At 72.6% G+C, this 19,857-nt stretch carries 15 protein-coding genes, 1 tRNA gene and 1 pseudogene; 10 read left to right on the top strand and 7 right to left on the bottom strand.

The window, feature by feature from the left end:
- Positions 1-93: 93 nt before the first annotated feature.
- On the bottom strand, positions 94-843 hold the full coding sequence (locus MKK53_RS21480) for an invasion associated locus B family protein (protein WP_243930802.1): 750 nt from the start codon (positions 841-843) through the stop codon (positions 94-96).
- Between the two features lie 349 nt (positions 844-1,192).
- Between MKK53_RS21480 and MKK53_RS21485 the strand changes: the two genes are divergently transcribed.
- Together MKK53_RS21485 and MKK53_RS21490 are read left to right on the top strand one after the other, a co-directional pair.
- On the top strand, positions 1,193-2,410 hold the full coding sequence (locus MKK53_RS21485) for an AMP-binding protein (RefSeq protein ID WP_243930803.1): 1,218 nt from the start codon (positions 1,193-1,195) through the stop codon (positions 2,408-2,410).
- A gap of 161 nt (positions 2,411-2,571) precedes the next feature.
- Entirely contained in the window at positions 2,572-2,913 is a 342-nt protein-coding gene (locus MKK53_RS21490) for a hypothetical protein (protein WP_243930804.1), read from the top strand.
- A 79-nt stretch (positions 2,914-2,992) separates the two neighbouring features.
- Here the strand turns inward: MKK53_RS21490 and MKK53_RS21495 are convergent, their stop codons facing one another.
- On the bottom strand, positions 2,993-4,234 hold the full coding sequence (locus MKK53_RS21495; protein ID WP_243930805.1) for an FAD-dependent monooxygenase: 1,242 nt from the start codon (positions 4,232-4,234) through the stop codon (positions 2,993-2,995).
- Between the two features lie 85 nt (positions 4,235-4,319).
- Complete coding sequence (locus MKK53_RS21500; RefSeq protein ID WP_243930806.1) at positions 4,320-5,204, bottom strand: alpha/beta fold hydrolase; 885 nt, start codon at positions 5,202-5,204, stop codon at positions 4,320-4,322.
- Positions 5,205-5,372: 168 nt separating this feature from the next.
- Between MKK53_RS21500 and recG the strand changes: the two genes are divergently transcribed.
- Both recG and MKK53_RS21510 read left to right on the top strand, forming a co-directional pair.
- Positions 5,373-7,505 (top strand): ATP-dependent DNA helicase RecG, encoded by a 2,133-nt coding sequence (gene recG / locus MKK53_RS21505; RefSeq protein ID WP_243930807.1) that lies wholly within the window; start codon positions 5,373-5,375, stop codon positions 7,503-7,505.
- 251 nt (positions 7,506-7,756) lie between these two features.
- Positions 7,757-8,077, top strand: a complete 321-nt coding sequence (locus MKK53_RS21510; RefSeq protein WP_243930808.1) for a hypothetical protein — start codon at positions 7,757-7,759, stop codon at positions 8,075-8,077.
- Positions 8,078-8,197: 120 nt separating this feature from the next.
- Here the strand turns inward: MKK53_RS21510 and MKK53_RS21515 are convergent, their stop codons facing one another.
- A complete protein-coding gene (locus tag MKK53_RS21515; RefSeq protein WP_243930809.1) occupies positions 8,198-8,974 on the bottom strand; it encodes a DUF502 domain-containing protein in 777 nt (258 codons plus the stop codon).
- A 448-nt stretch (positions 8,975-9,422) separates the two neighbouring features.
- On the opposite strand from MKK53_RS21515, the pseudogene MKK53_RS21520 reads away from it, so the two are divergent.
- A pseudogene (locus MKK53_RS21520) lies at positions 9,423-11,540 on the top strand (TonB-dependent siderophore receptor).
- Between the two features lie 10 nt (positions 11,541-11,550).
- Here MKK53_RS21520 and MKK53_RS21525 read toward each other — a convergent pair.
- Positions 11,551-12,717 carry a PepSY-associated TM helix domain-containing protein gene (locus MKK53_RS21525; protein WP_243930810.1) on the bottom strand — a complete coding sequence of 389 codons (1,167 nt, stop codon included), beginning with the start codon at positions 12,715-12,717 and terminating at the stop codon, positions 11,551-11,553.
- Positions 12,718-13,226: 509 nt separating this feature from the next.
- Here MKK53_RS21525 and MKK53_RS21530 point away from each other — a divergent pair.
- The 4 genes from MKK53_RS21530 to MKK53_RS21545 all read left to right on the top strand — a co-directional run bounded on the left by MKK53_RS21530 (position 13,227) and on the right by MKK53_RS21545 (position 16,668).
- Positions 13,227-13,517, top strand: a complete 291-nt coding sequence (locus MKK53_RS21530) for a GCG_CRPN prefix-to-repeats domain-containing protein (protein WP_409564390.1) — start codon at positions 13,227-13,229, stop codon at positions 13,515-13,517.
- A gap of 290 nt (positions 13,518-13,807) precedes the next feature.
- On the top strand, positions 13,808-15,496 hold the full coding sequence (locus MKK53_RS21535) for a putative bifunctional diguanylate cyclase/phosphodiesterase (RefSeq protein WP_279599180.1): 1,689 nt from the start codon (positions 13,808-13,810) through the stop codon (positions 15,494-15,496).
- A gap of 71 nt (positions 15,497-15,567) precedes the next feature.
- A complete protein-coding gene (locus MKK53_RS21540; RefSeq protein WP_243930811.1) occupies positions 15,568-16,425 on the top strand; it encodes a BLUF domain-containing protein in 858 nt (285 codons plus the stop codon).
- 167 nt (positions 16,426-16,592) lie between these two features.
- Positions 16,593-16,668, top strand: a tRNA-Ile gene (locus MKK53_RS21545).
- 330 nt (positions 16,669-16,998) lie between these two features.
- On the opposite strand, the gene MKK53_RS21550 is transcribed toward MKK53_RS21545, so the two are convergent.
- Positions 16,999-17,931, bottom strand: a complete 933-nt coding sequence (locus MKK53_RS21550) for a 2-hydroxyacid dehydrogenase (RefSeq protein WP_243930812.1) — start codon at positions 17,929-17,931, stop codon at positions 16,999-17,001.
- The gene (locus tag MKK53_RS21555; protein ID WP_243930813.1) at positions 17,928-18,308 is read right to left on the bottom strand and encodes a hypothetical protein; all 381 of its coding nucleotides are present in this window, start codon (positions 18,306-18,308) and stop codon (positions 17,928-17,930) included. The genes MKK53_RS21550 and MKK53_RS21555 overlap by 4 nt, the downstream gene beginning before the upstream one ends.
- A 221-nt stretch (positions 18,309-18,529) precedes the next feature.
- On the opposite strand from MKK53_RS21555, the gene argE reads away from it, so the two are divergent.
- Positions 18,530-19,702, top strand: coding sequence for an acetylornithine deacetylase (argE, locus tag MKK53_RS21560; RefSeq protein ID WP_243930814.1), 1,173 nt, complete (start codon positions 18,530-18,532; stop codon positions 19,700-19,702).
- Positions 19,703-19,857 lie beyond the last annotated feature (155 nt).

A 19,857-nucleotide genomic window follows, 5' to 3' on the forward strand; every position in this document is an offset into this window, starting at 1 on the left:
GGACGCCGCGGCGAGGGGGCAAACGAAAGGAGCCGGGCATCGCTGCCCGGCTCCTTTTTTCGTAATCGTCGGGCACTTGCCCGCGGAGGGGGGCTACTTGGCGGCGGGCGCCGCGCCCTGCTGCGTCTCGAGCTTCTTGCGCATCTCTTCGCTGCGCTTCTCCAGCTCGGACTGAAGCTTCTTCTGCTGCTCCTCGAGCACCTTCGGGTCCATGGCCGGGCCGTCGAAGGCCTTGCCGAAGCCGGTGAGCGGCACGGCGAAGGTGACCTCGCGCTGGGTCTGGTTCTGCACGGAGACGTTGAGCGTCGTGCCCTTCTTCAGGGCGGCGATCACGCTCGCATCGACGCCGCCGACCTCGGCGAAGCAGCCGTTCGGGAAGCAGACGGCGAAGCGGCCGGCGGTCGCCCCCTGGCCATCGACGCTGAAGCGGATGCCGGGCTGCAGCAGCAGGCCGAGCGGCAGGAGGAAGCGGACCACCCGCACTTCCTGCTTCTGGGCCGGGTTCTTCATGTCGTAGACCGCGGCGGCGAGCACCGGCTGGCCCTGGTCCGACACGAAGTCGCGGGTCGTGTAGCAGATGTCGGTGCCCGAGTTCTGGTCCTTGCCGCACACCTTGGTCCAGTCGGCCTGGCTGGGCTCGGACTTCAGCGTGACGATCTGCGGGCCGTTCTGGGCGGCGGGCGTCTGGGCGGCCGGGGTCTGGGTCGGGGCGACCGGGGCCGGAGCCGCGGGGGCGGCGGCGGGCTTCTTCGGCTGAGCCGAGGCCGGAACCGTCGCCAGCGCAAGGCCCGCGAGCCCGAAGAGTGCGGCACGCGCGAACGGCGCGGAGCGGGTGAAGGACATCGGCTCTTATTCCTTAGGGCGTTCGTTACCTGGACGTGGAACCTGAGCGGCGGCCCGCCGAAGGATCCGGGGAGCGTGCCGCGATGACGATCGCCGCTCGAAACCCGGTCGGATCGGTCCGGCCGTCGGCCGCTGCGGATCGGAGGGATCCACCCGGGCGGCCGGCCGGCTGCTTCCCTTCCGAATGAGGCGAAGGCATGACGCCTGTGCCCTGCGGCTCCGCACGGGCCGCGGGCCTGCGCAGGCTGACGGCTGCTTCGCCGTAAGGGGAAGGCCCGCCGGTCGTCAACCGCGGGTTAACCGTAGCTGGAGAATCGTGCCCGCGGAACGCGGTCCGTCAGGGGTTCGAGTGAGCGCGCACGCGGCGCAATTTCCGGCATCGCCCGCAGGGGAATCCCTGGGGGAAGGGCTGGCCCGGGCCCTGTCCGCGGCGGCCCGCCTCCATCCGCAGCGCGTGCTCCTGCGCGATGCGGGCGACCGCCGGGCGTGGTGCGGCCGCCCCGCGATCACCTGGACCTACGAGGCGGCGGCCGAGATCGTCGGGCGGCTGACCCGCGGCATCGGCGCATGGCGCCTGCCGCCCGGAAGCCGAATCGGTCTGGACTTCGCCGGAGGCGCCGAGGCGTCGCTGGCCTACCTCGCCGTGGAGGCCGCGGGGCACGTGCCCTGCCCCCTCTCGCCGCTCTGGGACATGGACGCCCTCTCCGCCGCCATCGAGGGCGCGGGCCTCGCCGCCATCCTCACCGAGGGCCGGCGGGGGTCGCGCCGCCCGGCGGAGGACGTCGTCCTCGCCGCCCTCCGCCATTTCGGCCTTCGCTTCATCGCGGCCTTCGGGCCCGGCCTTCCGGACGGGGTGATCAGCCTCGATGCGATGGCGCTGGAGCGCGGGGTCGTCGCGCCGCAACCGGGCCGCGGCCTCGTCACCTTCGCCGCGGGCGATCCGCGCCGGCCGGTCCGGCGCGGGGCCGCCTCGTTTGGCGCCCTCGTCGCCGCCCACCGGGAGAGGCTGCCCACGCCGGAGCGCATCCTGACCCTGCTCCCCCCGCATGACCTGCGCGGCCTCGCCACCGGCCTGGGCGTGGCGCTCGCCTGCTCCGCCACGCTGGAGAGCGTGGTCCCGTTCGATTCGGCCACGTTCCGCGTCAGCCTCGTCCGCCCCGTGCCCACCCGCCTCGTGGTGCCGGCGGCCTTCGAGCCGGCTTTGGCGGAGACCACCCTGCCCTGGACCGTGCGCGCCATCGATGTCGTCCACCGGGCCCCCGCCCGGTTGCCGGACCCCGCCGCCCGGGACGTGGCCGGCCCGCCCCGCCTCGACGTGCTGGTGCTGGACGAGGACGTCCTGCTCACCCGGCCCCGGGGCCGGTGGGACATCCCGGCCGAGGCGGACGCGGGCGATTCACCCGTCGCCCGGCGGCGGGACGGGCGGATCCTGTGGCGGGACGCCCCGTCCCGCAGCGCGACTTCGCAGTGCGGTACGCCCGGGGCGGCGGAGGACGGCGCGTGGACGGAAACCGCCTATCGCGCGGGGCTTTCGCGGGGTGCCCTGACCGTCTTCCCCGCCGGATAAACGAGACCTCACGGCCGGTTCAGCCCTCGCTCAGATTGTATCCTGCACCTTCTCCGCAGAGTGCGGACGGTGGATCCAAACGCGCTTTTCGCGGGTTTCGGATAGGATTCTGGGCGCGGCTATCTTTTCAGGCCGCAACCGATGAGGTATCGCTCAAACTTATGGTTGCGCTGCAGCAAGTCCTCGTGGTGGACGACGGCGTACGGGCTGTCGATCACTCTCTCTCCGGCGAGTTGGCCGGGCTGGGTTATGCCAGCGTCACCGCCTCTTTGGAGGCGGCCGACGATGTGCTGGCCGTCATCGCTCCTCCCGCCGCAGTGCTGGTTCAGGCGCCCACCCGGCGCGATCCAGCCTATGCCCGGCGGGCGGCCCGTCTCAGGGCGCGGATGCGGGAGAAGGGCATCCCCGTCATCCTGATCGGCGAGAACGACGGTCGCGCGGGGGCGCCTGTCGACCTCGCGACCCGCCTCGGCGCCTGCGTCGCCGCCAAGCCGGATTTTTAAAAACCCAATCGATCCGGCGACGGGGTCGCCACCCGTCACGACCGTGCGTCGCCCCCGGTGACGGCGGGCGCCGGTCGCATCAGGCCGGAGCGCGGCGGGAATCCGCCCGCATCAGCTCCGGCGCGCCGAACCGCGGCAGGACGCCCTCCCGCATCACGATCCGCCGCAGCGGCCCGAGATGGGTCATGGCGAGCAGGCCGAGCCCCCGGGCGAGGTCCAGCGGCAGCAGATCCGTCAACAACGAGCGGTTCAGCACGTCCACCGCCGCCGTGCGCGCCGCGGCGTCGAGGCGGCGGCCGGCGGCATAGGTCGCGAGCACTGCCCGGCTGCCCGGATCGCGCCCGTCCCGCTGGGCCCGCACCACCATGTCCCGGACCGAGGCCGCGTCCCGCAGGCCGAGGTTGAGGCCCTGGGCGCCGATCGGCGGGAAGACGTGGGCCGCCTCGCCCACGAGGGCGAGCCGCGCCGCCACGGGCGTCGAGACCAGCAGACCGCGCATCGGCACGAGGCCGCGGGGGCCGTCGATCCGCATCCGGCCGAGCATGCCCTTGGCCTGCCGCTCCACGGCATCGGCCAGAGCGGCGTCGTCCATCGCGGCGAGCCCTTCGGCGTGCCCCTTGCCAGCCACCCAGACGAGGCTCGACCGGAAGCCCCCCGGCATCGGCACCAGGGTGAAGGGCCCCGACCGGGTGTGGAACTCGGTCGAGACATCGCCGTGCGGCCGGGTGTGGGCGAGGATCGTGGTGATCGCCGATTGCGGGTAGTTCCATTCACGGACCGCGACCCCGCTGGCCCCGCGCAGGGGTGAGCGGCTGCCGTCGGCGGCGACGACCAGCCTCGCCTCCACCGCAGCCCCATCCGCGAGGGCGATTCGGGAAGCGGCCTCGCCGGGTTCCGCCCCGGCCGCATCGCTCTCGATCAGGGTGAGGCCGTCCTGGGCCCTGGCGCGGCGGCGCAGGGCCGCCACGAGGTGCGCGCTCTCCACGTTCCAGCCGAAGGCGTCGAGGCCGATCTCCGCGGCGTTGAACCGGGCCGGGGGCGGCCGGAACAGGCTGCGCGTGTCGTCGATGATCTGCAGGGTGCAGAGGGGGCTCGCCCACTCCCCCACCTCGTCCCAGGCGCCGAGCGCCCGGAGGAACCGCACGGAGCCGTCGAGCAGCGCCACCGTCCGCCCGTCCGCCACGGGGGCGTGGCGGCCCACGAGGGCCGTCCTCACGCCCGCCTGCGCGCTCGCCAGCGCCGCGGCGAGGCCCGCGGCCCCCGCCCCCACCACCGCCACCTCGAAGCGCGGCACCGTGGTGCCCGATGATCTGCCCTGCACGGCCCATGGCCTCCGTTCAGGTCCTATCTGTCCCCCTCCCGGCCGTCTGCCAAGGCCGATGCGACCATGGGCGATGTGCCCCCGCTCAGGCGAGGAAGCGCGTCAGCTCCGCCAGGACGTCCCCCGGACGCTCCTCCTGAAGGTTGTGGCCGCACGCCAGCGCCCGCCCGGAGACGTCCACCGCCTTCTCGCGCCAGACCTCCAGCACGTCGTAGGTCCGGCCGACGACGCCCTTCGCCCCCCAGAGTGCCAGGAGCGGCACGCCGATGCGCGCGTCGGCATCGGCGGCGTCGTGCTCCAGGTCGATGCCCGCCGCCGCCCGGTAATCCTCGCAGATCGCGTGCCGGCAGGCGGGGTCGGAGTAGCAGCGCAGGTATTCCGCGAAGAGCTCCGGCGGGGTCGAGCCCGGCGTCTTCGACTGGGTCTCGATGTGGTGCCGGAGGAAGTATTCGGGATCGGCGGCGATCAGCCGCTCCGGCAGCGGCGCCGGCTGGATGAAGAAGAACCACCAGAAGTAGCTTGTGGCGAGGTTCTTGTCGGTGCGCGCGTAGACCGTCGCCGTCGGGGCGATGTCGAACACGGCGACGCGCTCCACCGCCCGGGGGTGGTCCAGGGCGAGCCGGTGGGCCACGCGTCCGCCCCGGTCGTGGCCGACCACGGCGAAGCGCTCATGGCCGAGGCTGCGCATCACCGCCACGGCGTCGGCGGCCATGGCGCGCTTGGCGTAGGCCTCGTGGTGCTCCCCGCCCTCGGGCTTGCCGGAATCGCCGTAGCCGCGCAGATCCATCGCGACGACGCGATGCGTTTCGGCGAGGCGGGGCGCGACGTGCAGCCACGTCGAGAGCGTCTGCGGATGGCCGTGGAGCAGCAGGACCGGCGGGCCGGAGCCCCCGGCGCGGGCATTGATGGCGATGCCGGGGGCGGTCTCGATCCGGTGGTGCGAGAAGCCCGGGAGGAAGTCTGTGGCCATGCCGGCACCCCGTGCGGACGGTGCTGGGGTCATACACCCCTTCCGCCCCCGCCGTCACCGCGCGGGCGTGGGGCATCGGCACGGGGGATGCGGGACGGCGTGACAGCGGAGGGAAGGCTCCGGTAAGCCGCCCGCGTGTAAGATGCGGCCTTCCCCCGCGCGAATGCGATGACCGACAGCCCCCTGCGTCCGAGCCTCCTCGATCCGCTCTTCGCCCCGGCCCGCACCCTGCCGGGCGTCGGGCCGAAGGTCGCGCCCCTCATCGAGAAGCTCCTCGGTACGCCCGAGCGCGAGGCGCGGATCGTGGACCTGCTGTTCCACCTGCCGCAGGGCGGGGTGGCGCGGAAGCTCGTCGGCTCGGTGGCCGAGGCGCCGGCCGGGGAGCCGGTGACGCTGGGCGTGACCGTGGTGGCCCACCGCGCGCCGACGCCCGGCGCGGGACGCCGGCCGCACCGGGTGGTGGTGGAGGACGCGACGGGGGACATCACCCTCGTCTTCTTCGGCATGCCCCGGGCGCGGATCGAGAAGATGCTGCCGCTGGGCGCGCACCGCTACGTCTCGGGCAAGATCGACGTCTGGGAGGGCATGCGCCAGATGGTGCATCCCTCCCGCGTCCTGGACGAGGCGGGGCTGGCCGACCTGCCCGCCGTGGAGCCGGTCTACGGCGCCACCGAGGGCCTGACCTCCCGGGCGATCAACAAGCTCGCCGTGGCCGCCCTCGACCGGCTGGCGCCCCTGCCCGAATGGCAGGACCCGGCCTGGCTCGCCCGGAGCCGCTTCCCGGCCTTCGCCGACGCCCTGCGCACCGAGCACCGGCCGGAGGAGGCCCCGCCCCGCCCGGCCGACCCGCTCCAGCCCGCCCCCGTGACGCCCGCCCGCCGCCGCCTCGCCTACGACGAGCTGCTGGCCTCGCAGCTGGCCCTCGCCCTCACCCGGGCCCGCCAGCGGCGGAAGGCGGGCCGGGTGAACGCCGGGGACGGTGCCCTGGGGGCGCGGATCGCGGGGGGGCTGCCCTTCGCCCTCACCGGCGCCCAGGCCAGGGCCGTCGAGGAGATCCGCGCCGACCTCGCCGCCCCCCGGCGGATGCTGCGCCTGCTCCAGGGCGACGTGGGCTCGGGCAAGACGGCGGTGGCCCTGCTCGCCATGGCCTCCGCCGTGGAGGCCGGGCGGCAGGCCGCCCTGATGGCGCCCACCGAGATCCTGGCCCGCCAGCATTTCGAGCGTCTCGCACCGCTGGCCGGGGCCCTGCGGCTGCGCCTGATGACCGGGCGCGACCGGGCCGCCGAGCGCCGGGCGACGCTGGCCGACCTCGCGGCGGGGGAGATCGACATCCTCGTGGGCACCCATGCCCTGTTCCAGGAGGCCGTGACCTTCCGCGACCTCGCCCTGGCCGTGGTGGACGAGCAGCACCGCTTCGGCGTCCACCAGCGCCTCGCCCTCGGCGCCAAGGGCGAGGCGGTGGACTTCCTGGTGATGACCGCGACGCCGATCCCGCGCACCCTGGCGCTGACCTTCTTCGGCGACATGGACGTCTCCGTCCTCGACGAGAAACCCGCCGGGCGGCAGCCGATCCGCACCCTCACCCTCTCCACCGAGCGCCTGGACGAGGTGGTCGCCGGCCTCGGTCGGGCCATGGCGCAGGGGGATCGCGTCTACTGGATCTGCCCCCTCGTCGAGGAATCGGAATTCATCGACCTCGCGGCGGCGACCGAGCGGTTCGAGGACCTGACGCAGCATTTCGGCGCCGTGGTCGGGCTGATCCACGGCAAGATGCCGGGGCCGGAGAAGGACGCCGCCATGGCCCGCTTCGCCGCGGGTGAGACCAAGTTGCTGGTCTCGACCACGGTGGTGGAGGTCGGCGTCGACGTGCCGGAGGCCACGATCATGGTGGTGGAGCACGCCGAACGCTTCGGCCTCGCCCAGCTCCACCAGTTGCGCGGCCGGGTCGGGCGCGGGGCGAAGGCGTCCTCGTGCCTGCTGCTCTACCGCGGTCCCCTGGGACAGGTCTCCCGGGCGCGGCTGGAGATGATGCGCGAAACCGAGGACGGCTTCCGCATCGCCGAGGCGGACCTGAAGCTGCGCGGCGAGGGCGAGGTGCTCGGCACCCGGCAATCGGGCCTGGCCGCCTTCCGCCTCGCCCGGATCGAGAGCGACGGCGACCTCCTGCAGACCGCCCGGGACGATGCGCGGCTGATCGTGGAGCGCGACCCCCGGTTGGAAAGCCCCCGCGGTCAGGCGCTCCGGGTGCTGCTCTACCTGTTCGAGCGGGAGGCCGCGATCCGGCTGATCGGCGCCGGCTGAACGCCGCCGTTCAGGAAAGCGACAGGGGGGCGGGACCGGCGCGGATTTTTCGCCGGCCGGTGACGGTCCCCCGGCCAGCTCGAAAAATCCTGCGATTTCAGGGGGATGATTTATTTCACGGGGCCAGGAACCCGCGGGCGGACGGACCTCTGGGATGCTGAGACCTTGCATCCGACACAATCGCCCCTTAACTGTAGATGAACGAAAGGCCCGGTACGCCGGGTCGTCACGGACGAATCTGGAGGACGGACATGTCGAACGGACTGTTCCAGCACCTGCCGGGCTCCAACGAGATGGCCGGCCACTATGCGCTCCCCAACGAGCCGTGGCTGATGCCGATCTCGGATCGAGAGGCCGGAACGAACCGGACTGCGGAGGAGCTTCAGGCTGCCGTGAAGCGGGCCTCGCGCCCCTTCTGGATCGCCGCCAACGGCCTCTGCGTGGCCCTCGGCCTCGCGCTGACGCTTCAGGCGGGCATGGGCTGGATGGGCCCCGCCCAGCACCCCACCGTCTCGGTGGCCCAGGCCACCCCGCCGACCATCGCCCCGCAGCAGGCATCCCTGCAGCGCTAAGGTCGATCGAAAGCTCCAAACCGACCAAAAACCGCCCCGGTGCCAGCCGCCGGGGCGGTTTTTTGTGGTCTCTAGGGTGCCGGGGAGAGTGGCACCGGCATCACGCGCCCTCCCGGCGCGTCAGGCATCCTCCGGTGTGGTCTCCCGGCGCTCGGGGACATGGGCGGCGCGCAGGCCGGCGGCCATGGCGTGCAGGCGCTGCTGCGGATCCTCCGGCTGGATGACGCCCGCCGACATCACGAGCTTGGCCGCGTCATCGACGCTGATCGGCACCTCCACCACCTCCGAGCGCGGGAGATAGAAGAAGAAGCCCGTGGTCGGGTTCGGGGCGCAGGGCAGGAACACGCCCACCAGCTCACCCTCGCCGACGCCCCTGCCCTGCAGCGCGCCCTCCACCTCCGGCGCGGCGGGCGCGGACAGGAACACGACCGACCACGTGCCCTTCACGGGAAACTCCACCAGCCCGACCGTGCGGAACGACGTGCCGTTGGCGGAGAACAGCGTCTCGAAGATCTGACGCAGCCCCTTGTACAGCCCCGAGATGACCGGGGTGCGGGCGAGCAGCACCTCCCCGAACTCGATGATCGACCGGCCGACGAGGTTGGCCGTCAGGAAGCCGAGCAGCGTCACCGCCAGGAAGGCGATGACGAGGCCGATCCCCGGGATCGAGAACGGGAGGTAGTGGTCCGGCAGGTAGCTCGCCGGGATCAGCGGCTTCACGAAGGAATCGATCAGCGCGATGATCCACCACGTGATGTAGGCGGTGATGGCCAGGGGGCCGGCGACGATGACGCCCGTGAGGAAATAGGTGCGCAGACGCCCGCGGGCGCTGACGCGCCGCTTCGGTGCGCCCGGCTCCGGCTCTGGCGGCGTGATCGGAGGAAGGCTCGACGCCACGACTGCCCTCTCGGACGGCGGCGGCCGGAGAATCCGGCCGGGCGGTGGCGGGTGCGCACCGGAGGGAGAGGTAGCCCTTGCGACAGCCGCGCTCAAGGCCCGCCATTCGCCCCCGTGCGCCGTCGCGATCATGCCTCGAAACTTGATCGCGCGCAATTGTCATGCGTCAGATTAGATCGGTATGAATTCGACCGGTTCTAATGAACAGTTTCCAGAACAAGGTCTTGCTCTCTGGAATTGATCTAATGATACTGTGTTGTGTTTGAGGAACAGGCCGGAGCAATAAGCCGAAACGCAGAACTAATGATGGTTGCTGTGTTGATCGGCCGGGATCGACCGCGGAAGACGCTCCGGGACGCGAGTGTCGCGTCGGACCATCTTCCGGAGAGTCATGATCACCCACAGCCTGCCCCGCCCGTCGCCCCGGGGCCGGATCCCCACCGGGCGGATGGGCCTTTCCCGGCTCGGCTTCGCCGTGGCCGTGTCGTGCATCGGGCAGGCCCAGGCGCAGGATGCGCCGGGCGAGGTCGTGTTGGAGGAGCTGAGCGTCGTGGGCCAGGGCGCTCCGGCGGCGGAACGCGCCACCGGGCCGGTGAGCGGCTACCGCGCCACGCGCTCGGCCACGGGCACCAAGACCGACACGGCCCTGCGCGACTCGCCGCAGACGATCAACGTCGTGCCGCGGCAGGTCATCGGCGACCAGCAGGATCTGCGGCTCACCGATGCGGTGACGAATGTCAGCAACGTGCAGCCTGGCAGCACCGTGCAGGGCCGCTCGCAGAACTACATCATCCGCGGCTTCAGCACGCAGATCTTCGCCGTCGATGGCGTGCTCATCAACCCGGCGATCGCCTTCTACCCCGTCGAGCGCGACCTCGCGAACGCCGAGCGGGTGGAGGTCATCAAGGGGCCGGCCTCCGTGCTCTACGGCCGGGGCGATCCCGGCGGCGTGGTGAACATCGTCACCCGGCGGCCGACGCTGGAGCCCTCCGGGGAGATGACGGTGCTGGGCGGCGGCTTCGGCCTGCGGCGGGTGCAGGGCTCGGTCTCCAGCGCCCTCCTGGGCTCCGACACCCTGGCGGGCCGGATCAGCTTCGCCGCGCAGGAGGACCCGACCTTCCGCAACTTCGGCGGCAACACCAATTCCCGCTACTTCGTCGCCCCGGCCTTCAGCTGGACGCCGAGCCCCGACACCCGGGTCTGCCTGAATTCCGAATTTACGAGCCAGTACAGCCAGTACGACGAGGGTCTGATCGCCTCCCGCGGGCGCGTGCCCCTCGACGCCATCGGCCGGTATTACGGCACGCCCTGGTCGCGCTATTACGGCGAGAACAACGCGACGACCCTGCGCATCGAGCACGACGTCAACGAGAACCTGACCCTGCGCCAGATCGTGAACGGGCAGTGGGGCGTGTTCAACGTGTTCGCCTCGCGGGCCAACGGTGTGAACGCGGCCGGCACGCAGGTGACCCGGCGCGAGGCGACGGTCGATTCGACCTTCGCGGCGGTGGACACCCAGAGCGAGGCGGTGTTGAAGGTCGAGACCCTCGGCTTCGCGCACACGGCGCTCTTCGGGTTCGAGTACACCAACGGGTTCCGGCACCCCTATTCGCAGCAGGGCGTGCTCCCCTCCACGAGCTTCCTCAACCCCACCTTCGGCGCGGTCCCGGTGCCGGTGAGTCTCCAGGCCGACCTGAAGCAGAAGCTCGAACTGTTCGGCTTCTACCTTCAGGACTAGATCGCCCTCACCCCGCAGCTTCAGCTGGTGCTCGGCGCCCGGTTCGACCTCGGCACGCAATACTACTTCAGCCGCACGCCGGCCTCGCGGGCGGCCCCGCCGGAGCAGGAGCTGTTCGGCGCCTCGCCGCGGGTCGGCCTGATCTACCGGCCGGTGGAGCCCCTGACGGTCTACGCGAGCTACGCCACCTCCTTCGTCCCGCAGACCGCCAACGTGCTGAACGTCGCGAACCCGGCACCGGAGACCGGCGAGCAGGTCGAAATCGGCACCCGCCTCGACATCCTGCCCACCCTCACCCTCTCGGGGTCGGCCTTCCGCATCACCCGCGCCAACGTCGCCGCCACCGATCCGGTCAACACCAACTTCTCGGTGATCACCGGCCAGCAGCGCTCGCAGGGGTTCGAGGCGGATCTGGCGGGCGAGATCCTGCCCGGCTGGATGGTGATCGGCGGCGTCGGATTCCTCGACGCGCGGATCACCCGGGACACCACCTTCGCGGTGGGCAACCGGCTCATCGGGGTGCCGAGCATCAGCGGCAGCCTCTGGACCACCTACGAATTCCGGGACGGCTGGTGGCGCGGCCTCGGCATCGGGGCGGGCGTCACCTATGTCGGGCAGCGCTTCGGCGACCTCACCAACAGCTACACGGTGGGTTCCTACGCGCGGGTCGATGCCGCCGCGTGGTACGATTTCGACGCGCGCTGGCGCCTCTCGGTCAACCTGCGCAACCTGACGGACGCGCGCTACATCGAGCAGCCGTTCAACCAGTTCAACAACGCGCCGGGCGCCCCGTTCTCGGTCGTCGCGGCGATCCGCGCGAGGCTGTGAGGCCCGGGCATCACTCCGCGGCGGCGGGGACCAGCGGGCGCCGGGCCTGCCGCCGCCCGGCCGCCCGGCGGCGCAGGACGTAGAGCGCGAGCCCCGTCGCCGCGAAGCCGGGCATCGCCAGGGCCGCGAGGCAGAACAGCAGGGCGAAGGGCGCACCGAAGAACCGGCCCCGGTGGACCTCCAGCATGTTGCCGGCCATCCGCTTGCCGAGCGGTTGGTCGGACGCGCGCTCGGCGGAGATCGGGGCCGCGGTGGACGGGTCGTAGCGGGCCTCGTTGCGGGCGGCGGGGCGGTCGTCGTCGCGGGCGAACCAGCGGATGCGGATCGGCTGCCGGCCCTCCTCCGGCAGGAGGATCTGGGCGCGGACGGCGTCGCGCCCCTCCCCCGCCCGGAAGGCGCCCCAGGCGGCATCGACGGCCGGCGGACCGTCGGCCCGCAGCCCGTTGGCCCGCAACCCTTGCCGCGAAGGCTTGGCGGCGGCCTCGGTGCCCACCAGAAGGCGGTTCGCCCCGTCCTTGAACCAGCCGTAGGACCATGTGAGCCCGGACAGGGCGATGATGCCGTAGACCGGCAGCAGCCACGTCCCGGCCACCGCGTGCAGGGACCACCACCGCGCCCGCCCCGGCCGCGACAGGCTCGGCCGCAGCCAGATCCGCGCACGGTGCACCTTCGGCCAGCGCAGGACGATCCCCGTCACGAGGAAGATCAGGAGGGAGACGGCGCAGGCGCCCGTGATCTGCCGGCCCCAGCCGCCCCCCTCCCCCGGCAGCAGCAGGAAGCGGTGCAGGGCGAGGATCGTGGCGAAGGCCGCCTCCCCCCGCACCGGTCCGAGCACCGCCCCGTCGTAGGGGTCGGCGAAGACCGAGGGGGGGCGGCCCCCGCTCGCCGGATCGCGGGCGAACCGGACGGTCACGCTCGCGGCGGGGTCGGCCTGGAGGGTCAGCCGGGCGACGCGCCGGCCGATCATCTGCTCCTCGACGCGCCGGGCGAGGGAGGAGGGCGAGAGCGCAGGCGCTTCCCGCACCGCCACCGCCGTGCGGTCGCCGTTGACCCAACCGGTCACGGCCTCCTCGTAGCTGAGCAGCGCCCCGGTCAGCCCCATCACCGCCAGGACGAGCCCCGCGGTCAGGCCGAGGGCCCAGTGCAGGCGGAACAGGATCGCGCGGGGGCTCGGCATTCGGGACGCTCCGGTGCGGACTGGCGGCGCTCGGCGCCGGTCCAGTGGGCCGGGATTAGGAGATGCGGCAATCCCGATCAAGCATCGCACCCGGATACGCAGGCCGAAGGACTTGATTATAACTGATCTAATGAAAGGGAGGGCGGCGTTTTAGCATCGAGTACCGCGCGACGCCCGCGTTATCGGGGTTGTGCGCGATCGTGAAGGGGGCGGTCTTCCCGTCCGAACTCCAGGCCTCCCACGAAACGCCCCGCCGGCGGAACGGGAATTCCCTGTGGGCGGGCGTCTTGCGAGCCTTTTGCATGCCTGCGGAGGCGCCCTCCGCACAGTCATCGATGGACGTTCCGTCGGATAGGGGCCACCGGCTGCATCGTGCCAAGGCTATTTCGGCGATCAGAACGGAACCCGAAGCCCCTTGCAACAAAATGATACATGATTGGCGATGGGATGTTGCAACCGGCATCTAGCCTCCGGTGTTCCACGGCACTCGGTTTAGGAGGAAGATACCGATGCGAATGAAACTGATCGGCGCTGCCGTTCTGGCGCTCGGCACCATGACCGCCACGGTGGGGACAGCGGAAGCCCGCGACGGATGCGGCCTCGGCTTTCACCGCAACGTCTACGGCTTTTGTCGGCCGAACGGCTTCTACCGTCCCTACGCGGTGCGGCCGTTCTCTTACGGCTACGGCTGGCGCCGCCATTACGGGTGGCACCGCCATTGGGGCTGGCACCGCCATGTGGGTTGGCACGGGGGCTGGCATCGCCATGCGGGCTGGCATGGGGGCTGGCGCCGCTGGTGATTGGACGGGCTGAGGCCCGCCTGAGGACCGCCGGGGGAGAGCGTCCCCCGGCGCAGGCTCCTGCGCGTCACGTCGGTGCCGGCTGCGTGTGGGCGACGCCGCTCAGCCGGCCCGGACTTACATGACCGGCGTCGATCCCGGGCAAGTCTTCGAGTGCCATCCGGAATATTTCACGCTCCAAGACCGTGTCGGTCACGGATTGGTGACGCTTGCCGGTGCTGATGCTGCCTGCACGACGGCGCCGCTGCGGCCCGCCGGTCAGTCCGGTTTGCCCTGCGAGGTCCGCGCCGTTGCCGCTTCGAGCCATCGCCCCGGCCGACCCCGAGTCCGGCCCCCGCCGCGATTCCGCCGCGCGGCTCTCCGGCTACCTCGATGCCCTCGACCAGGGCGTGCTCGTCATCGACGGGACCGGGCGGGTGATCATCGAGACCGGCCCGGCCCGCGCCGTCCTCGCCGGGCTCGGCCATGACCCGGCCTTGGGGAGGCCCGCCCGGAGCCTCCTGCGCCTCCTGGCCGCCACGACCGGCTCCGGCCTGCGGGAGACCGTCCACCGGATCCGCGGCGCCCGCGACGAGGACCGGCCGGCGGAGTACGAGATCACGGCCTGCGGGCGCACGGTCTCGGTGCGGGTCCGGGCGATGCCGGACGGGTGGACCGTCTCGCTGGAGGATGTCAGCGCCCGCCGCGCGGTGGAGGCCGGCACCGCCGAGCTCGCCCGGCTCGATTCCCTGACGGGCCTCGCGAACCGCCGGATGCTGCGCGAGCGGCTGGGCGAATCCCTCGACCGCCTGGACCGGTACGGCGAGCCCTGCGCGGTGCTGCTGATCGACCTCGACCGGTTCAAGCCGGTCAACGACACGCTGGGCCACGCGGTCGGCGACGCGCTGCTGGTGAAGGTCGCCGACCGGCTGCGCTCGGCCGTGCGGGCGGCGGACACCGTGGCGCGGATCGGCGGCGACGAATTCGTGGTGATCCAGGCGGGCGCCGCCTGCCAGGAGGACGTCGCCGTCCTGGCCCGGCGCCTCGTGGATCTGGTCGGCCGCACCTACATCGTCGATGGGCAGTTGTTGACCATCGGCGCCAGCGTCGGCGCGGCCCTCGCGCCGCAGGACGGCACGGACGCGGACCGGCTGCTCAAGCACGCCGACCTCGCCCTCTACCGCGCCAAGCTCGACGGGCGGGGCACGTTCCGCTTCTTCGAGCCGGAGATGGACGTGCGCATGCAGGCGCGCCGCCGGCTGGAACTCGACATCCGGCAGGCCCTGGCCCGGCGCGAGTTCGTGCTCCACTACCAGCCGCAGATGAACCTGGAGAACCGGCGCCTGACCGGCTGCGAGGCGCTGCTGCGCTGGATGCACCCCGAGCGCGGGACGGTGCCGCCGGCGGAGTTCATCCCGCTGGCCGAGGAGGTCGGGCTGATCGTCCCCATCGGCGAATGGGTGATCCGCCAAGCCTGCCGCGACGCCGCCACCTGGCCCGCGGGGATCAGCGTCGCGGTGAACGTCTCCCCCGCCCAATTCAAGAGCGAGCGGCTGGTGGAGACCATCGTCTCCGCGCTCGCCATGTCGGGCCTGGAGGCGAGTTGCCTGGAGATCGAGATCACCGAGGGGGTCCTGCTCCAGAACAACGAGCGGACCCTCGAGACCCTGCACCGCCTGCGCGCCCTCGGCGTGCGGGTCTCCATGGACGATTTCGGCACCGGCTATTCGTCCCTGAGCTACCTGCGCAGCTTCCCCTTCGACAAGATCAAGATCGACCGGTCCTTCGTGAAGGATCTCTCCACCAAGCCCGACGGGGACGCGATCATCCGCGCCATCGCGGGCCTCGGCCGGAGCCTCGGCATGACGACGGTCGCGGAGGGGGTGGAGACCGAGGAGCAGATGCGCCGGATCCGCGCCGACGGCTGCACCGACGTGCAGGGCTACCTCGTGAGCCGGCCCGTGCCCCTCGATCTGGTGATGAAGCTTCTGTCCCCCTGACCCCGTCCTGCCGTCACCGCCGGGGACGACCTCCCCGGCGCCGACCACCGAACGACCCCGAGAGCCGGCCCATGAGCGACCTCTACCGCCTCGTCTATGCCAGCAAGAACCTCCTCGACGGGGCCGGGGCCGAGGCCCGGGCCGCCGTGGAGAAGATCCTGGCGGCCTCGCGCACCAACAACGCCCGGGTCGGGGTGACGGGCGCGCTCATGTTCAACGACGGCGCCTTCGCGCAGGTGCTGGAGGGGCCGCAGAAGGGCGTCGAGGAGACGTTCGAGCGCATCCAGCGGGACATCCGCCACGGCGACGTCACCGTGCTGGAATGCCGGCCGGTGGACGACCGGGCGTTCCCGGGATGGTCGATGGCCTTCGTCGGCCGCTCGGCCAACGGGCGGGCCGTGTGGGACCAGCTCGCCGCCGAGAGCGGGTTCGACCTGCGCCGCCTCGACGGCGATGCGGTGTTCGCCATGCTGCACGGGCTGGTGCTGGAGGAGGAGGGCGCCGCCGCCGCCGCACCCGTGGCCCCCGCCCCCACTCAGCCGGCCGACCTGGGCGCGGGGGACGGCCTGCACGGCCGCGCCCTCGACGCGGCCCGGGTGCGTGACGAGATCGTCGCGCTGGAACGCTCCCGCGCCGCCGACCCCGCCCGGGAGGCGGAGCCCGCCCTCCCCCGGAGCGCGGGAGACGCCGCAGCCATCGCCATCCTCAAGGCCGCCCTCGCCGAGGAGCGGAGCCGGACGACGGCGTTGCGGGAGGAGCTCGACGCCGTGCGGATCCTCCTGGCGCAGGCGGAGAGGCAGTGCGCCCACGTCCAGCAGCAGCGGGAGCTGTGGCGGTGCCGGGCGCGCATCCTGTCGATGGCCCTCTGCGAGGACCCGGCCGACCTCCCCACCCTGTCCGCCCCGCCCGCCCCCCGCGCCGTGGCGTGACCGCCGCCGCCGCTGCGTCGGCGGCGTGAGGCCGGGCTTGGCCGATCGTGGGGGCCGAGCGACACCTTGCCTCCCCCTCCCCTCCCCGCTACTGAAAGAGCGGTTTCCGCCGGTTCGGGCGCATCGTCGTTCCGGACATCGGATCGCCGTGTGCATGGAAGAAGCTTGGGCCTGTAGCTCAATGGTTAGAGCCGACCGCTCATAACGGTCTGGTTGCAGGTTCGAGTCCTGCCGGGCCCACCATTTCCAGTCTATCGATCACACCACCGAACGACGCCGATTCGACCGGCAGGCGAACATCGCTCGGCGACGGCCGAGGGATGTCGTGGTCCAACGCCAGTCCAGCGATCTGCCGACGGCCAAGCGCCGGACGGATCGTCGGGCTCCGACCCCGGACAGCCTGAGCCCGATTCGGTCGACGGGGGGCCAGAATCGCTCCCGGCCGCGGCGCGACAGGACCGGCCGGCCGGCGCTTCGCCTTATCCGAAGCATCCCGCCGGTCGCGACGCCCAGCGCCGCCCGCGCCCGCGCCGTCGCGATACCCGGCCGCCGGGACTGTCCTTCACGCCGGGCTCAGTAGCCCCGCGCGAGGTCCACCCGGTGCTCCGGCGCGAGGCCTTCCCACACCCGGCGGATGTTGTGGGCGATCTGCCGGGCGGCGGAGGCGGGGATCGCCACCGAGGCGAGGTGGGGCGTCACGAGGACGTTCTCCATCCCCCAGAGAGGGTGCCCCTCCGCCAGCGGCTCCACCTCGAATACGTCGAGGGTTGCTCCCCCGACATGGCCGGATCGCAGGGCCTCCACCAGGGCCGCCTCGTCGATCACCGGGCCGCGCGAGACGTTGACGATCTTGGCGCCCGGCGGCAGGGCGGCGATCTCGCGCGGGCCGATCAGCCGCCGGGTCTCCGGCGTCAGGGGCAGCATCACCACCAGGATGTCGGCCTGCCCGAGGAACGGGAGCAGCGCGGCCGCGCCGGCGTGGGAGGTGAGTCCGGGCAGGTCCTTGGGCGTGCGCGACCAGCCGGACACGGCGAAACCCTGGCGCGCCAATTCCCGGGCGGCCGCACCGCCGAGGTCCCCGAGGCCCAGCACGCCGACCCGGATCTCCCGGGCCTCGCGGGGGTGGAGGTAGTGCCAGCGGCCGGCCCGCTGCGCCGCCTCGAAGGCGGGGATGTCCCGGGCGTAGCGCAGCACCGCGAACAGCACGTAATGCGTCATCATCCGCGCCATCTCGGGGTCGGACAGGCGCGCCACCGGGACGTCGGGCAGGTCGTCACGCCCGACGAGGGCGTCGGCCCCGGCGCCGAGGATGGTGATGAGCCGCAGGCCCGGATGGCGGGCGAAGAAACCGGCCGGCGGCTTCCACACCAGGGCGTAGCGGACATCGTCCTCCGGCCCGATCTCCTCCGGCGCCCGGACGCGGACATCCGGCAGCAGCGCCTCGAGCGCTGTGCGCCAAGGCGCGATCGGATCGACCGCGCTGGCGAAGACCAGGGTCTCGGTCATGCCCGCGCCTCCCGCGCCGGGGTCGCGGGCGCGGCGATGGCGAGCCTCGCGACCCCGCCCGTCCAGGAGACGGGGAAGGGCCCGCGCGTCCGGCCGTCGCCCATGCGCACTTCGACGAGGGCGCCGGGAGAGGCGGGCAGCGCGATGCGGATCGCGGCCGGGCGGGAGGCGGATCCGGCCGAGGTGGCCGCCAGGGCCGCATCGCCCGGCGCCCCGCTTCCCGACATGGCGATGTCCCGACCGATCTGCCCGCGCACGCAGACCCCCCGCACCACCTCGGCTCGGCGGAGGTTCCTGCCAAGCGGCTCGGGATGGGCGCTCCGGGTCTCGAAGGGGCGGATCCGCGGGTGGACGATCGTCGGCTCGTTCCTCGGCATCGCGCCCTCTCTGCCCCGCCGCATCGTCGCCGGGGCTCACGGGACCGAGGATATCGATCCTGCCCTCCGGGACAAGAAGCACGTGTTGGGGTGGGGCTCCGGCGATCCGAGGCCCCGGGGCGGGCCGGCGGGGACGTTGTCGCGGGAGGCGGCGGACCCTATCGAGGTCGGCGAGGCCCGCGCGGGACGCCCCCGGTCGGCGTGGCGTGGAAGGTCCCGCGATGAACAGCGCCGAGACGACACCCCAAGCGCTCATCGGCATGGTGGACAGGCTCATCGCCTTCGACACCGTCAGCGCGCGCAGCAACCTGTCGCTCATCGACGCCGTCGAGACCTTCGCCCGCGCGAGCGGGGCGGAGACCGACCGGGTCCCGGCGGCGGAGGGCGACAAGGCCGCGCTCTGGATCACCGTCGGCCCCGGAGACGGGCCGGGCTACGTGCTGTCCGGCCACAGCGACGTGGTGCCGGTGGACGGTCAGCCCTGGACGAGCGACCCGTTCCGGCTGACCGAGTGCGACGGGCGCCTCTACGGGCGCGGCACCTCGGACATGAAGGGGTTCGTGGGCGTCTGCCTCGCGATGCTGCCCGAGATGGCGGCGGCCGGTCTGGCCCGCCCCCTCCACATCGCCCTCTCCTACGACGAGGAGGTGGGTTGCCTCGGCGTGCGCCCGCTGATCGCGCGGATGCGCGAGCGCGGCATCCGCCCCCTCGGCTGCTTCGTGGGCGAGCCGACGGAGATGGGGGTGATCGTCGGCCACAAGGGCAAGTGCGCGGCCCGGGTCACGTTCCGGGGCCGCTCCTGCCACTCGGCCCTGGCTCCGCGCGGGGTCAACGCCGTGGAGTATGCCGCGCGCTTCATCGACCATGTTCGGTTGAGCGCCGAGGCCCTGGCCCGCGACGGCGCCCGCGACCCCCTCTACGACGTGCCCCACACCACCGGGCTCAGCAGCGTCGTCCGGGGCGGCACCGCCCTGAACATCGTGCCGGATACCTGCACCGTCGAGTTCGAATACCGCGCCATCGCGGCCGACGATGCGGGCGGGCTCGCCGCGGCGGCGTCCGCCTACGCCACCGGGGTGCTGGGGGCGGAGATGGCGGCGCGCGATCCCGCCTGCGGCGTCACCGTGGCGCCGCTGGTGGACTATCCAGGCCTCGACCTCGACCCGCGCTCGGACCTCGCGACCCTCGCCACGCGGCTCGCCGGGCGCGAGGGCCACGGCAAGGTCTCCTTCGGGACCGAGGCGGGCCTGTTCCAGGCCCTGGGCGGGGTGCCCTCCGTGGTGATCGGGCCCGGCTCGATCGAGCGGGCCCACAAGCCGGACGAGTATATCCGGCCGGACGAACTGGTGGACTGTGCGGGCTTCGTCCGGCGGCTGATCGCCGAGTCGCGCTGAGACGTCCGACCGGGGAGTCCGCGCCGACATCCGCCGCGGCGCTCGCGGAGACGGGGTCGGATCACGACGGGCGAACCACCCTGCCCGACCTTTTCCGGCCGGACATGACGGTTTGCGAGCGCCCTGGGACGGCCGACCCGCCCGCCCCGGGCGGG

Source organism: Methylobacterium sp. J-076 (genome assembly GCF_022829405.1).
Lineage (GTDB): Bacteria > Pseudomonadota > Alphaproteobacteria > Rhizobiales > Beijerinckiaceae > Methylobacterium.

Bases quoted from the DNA above. Each gene is read 5' to 3' on its own strand.
- MKK53_RS21480 (WP_243930802.1), bottom strand. From the start codon at position 843: ATGTCCTTCACCCGCTCCGCGCCGTTCGCGCGTGCCGCACTCTTCGGG.
- MKK53_RS21490 (WP_243930804.1), top strand. From the start codon at position 2,572: ATGGTTGCGCTGCAGCAAGTCCTCGTGGTGGACGACGGCGTACGGGCT.
- MKK53_RS21500 (WP_243930806.1), bottom strand. From the start codon at position 5,204: ATGGCCACAGACTTCCTCCCGGGCTTCTCGCACCACCGGATCGAGACC.
- recG (WP_243930807.1), top strand. From the start codon at position 5,373: ATGACCGACAGCCCCCTGCGTCCGAGCCTCCTCGATCCGCTCTTCGCC.
- MKK53_RS21510 (WP_243930808.1), top strand. From the start codon at position 7,757: ATGTCGAACGGACTGTTCCAGCACCTGCCGGGCTCCAACGAGATGGCC.
- MKK53_RS21525 (WP_243930810.1), bottom strand. From the start codon at position 12,717: ATGCCGAGCCCCCGCGCGATCCTGTTCCGCCTGCACTGGGCCCTCGGC.
- MKK53_RS21530 (WP_409564390.1), top strand. From the start codon at position 13,227: ATGCGAATGAAACTGATCGGCGCTGCCGTTCTGGCGCTCGGCACCATG.
- MKK53_RS21540 (WP_243930811.1), top strand. From the start codon at position 15,568: ATGAGCGACCTCTACCGCCTCGTCTATGCCAGCAAGAACCTCCTCGAC.
- MKK53_RS21550 (WP_243930812.1), bottom strand. From the start codon at position 17,931: ATGACCGAGACCCTGGTCTTCGCCAGCGCGGTCGATCCGATCGCGCCT.
- MKK53_RS21555 (WP_243930813.1), bottom strand. From the start codon at position 18,308: ATGCCGAGGAACGAGCCGACGATCGTCCACCCGCGGATCCGCCCCTTC.
- argE (WP_243930814.1), top strand. From the start codon at position 18,530: ATGAACAGCGCCGAGACGACACCCCAAGCGCTCATCGGCATGGTGGAC.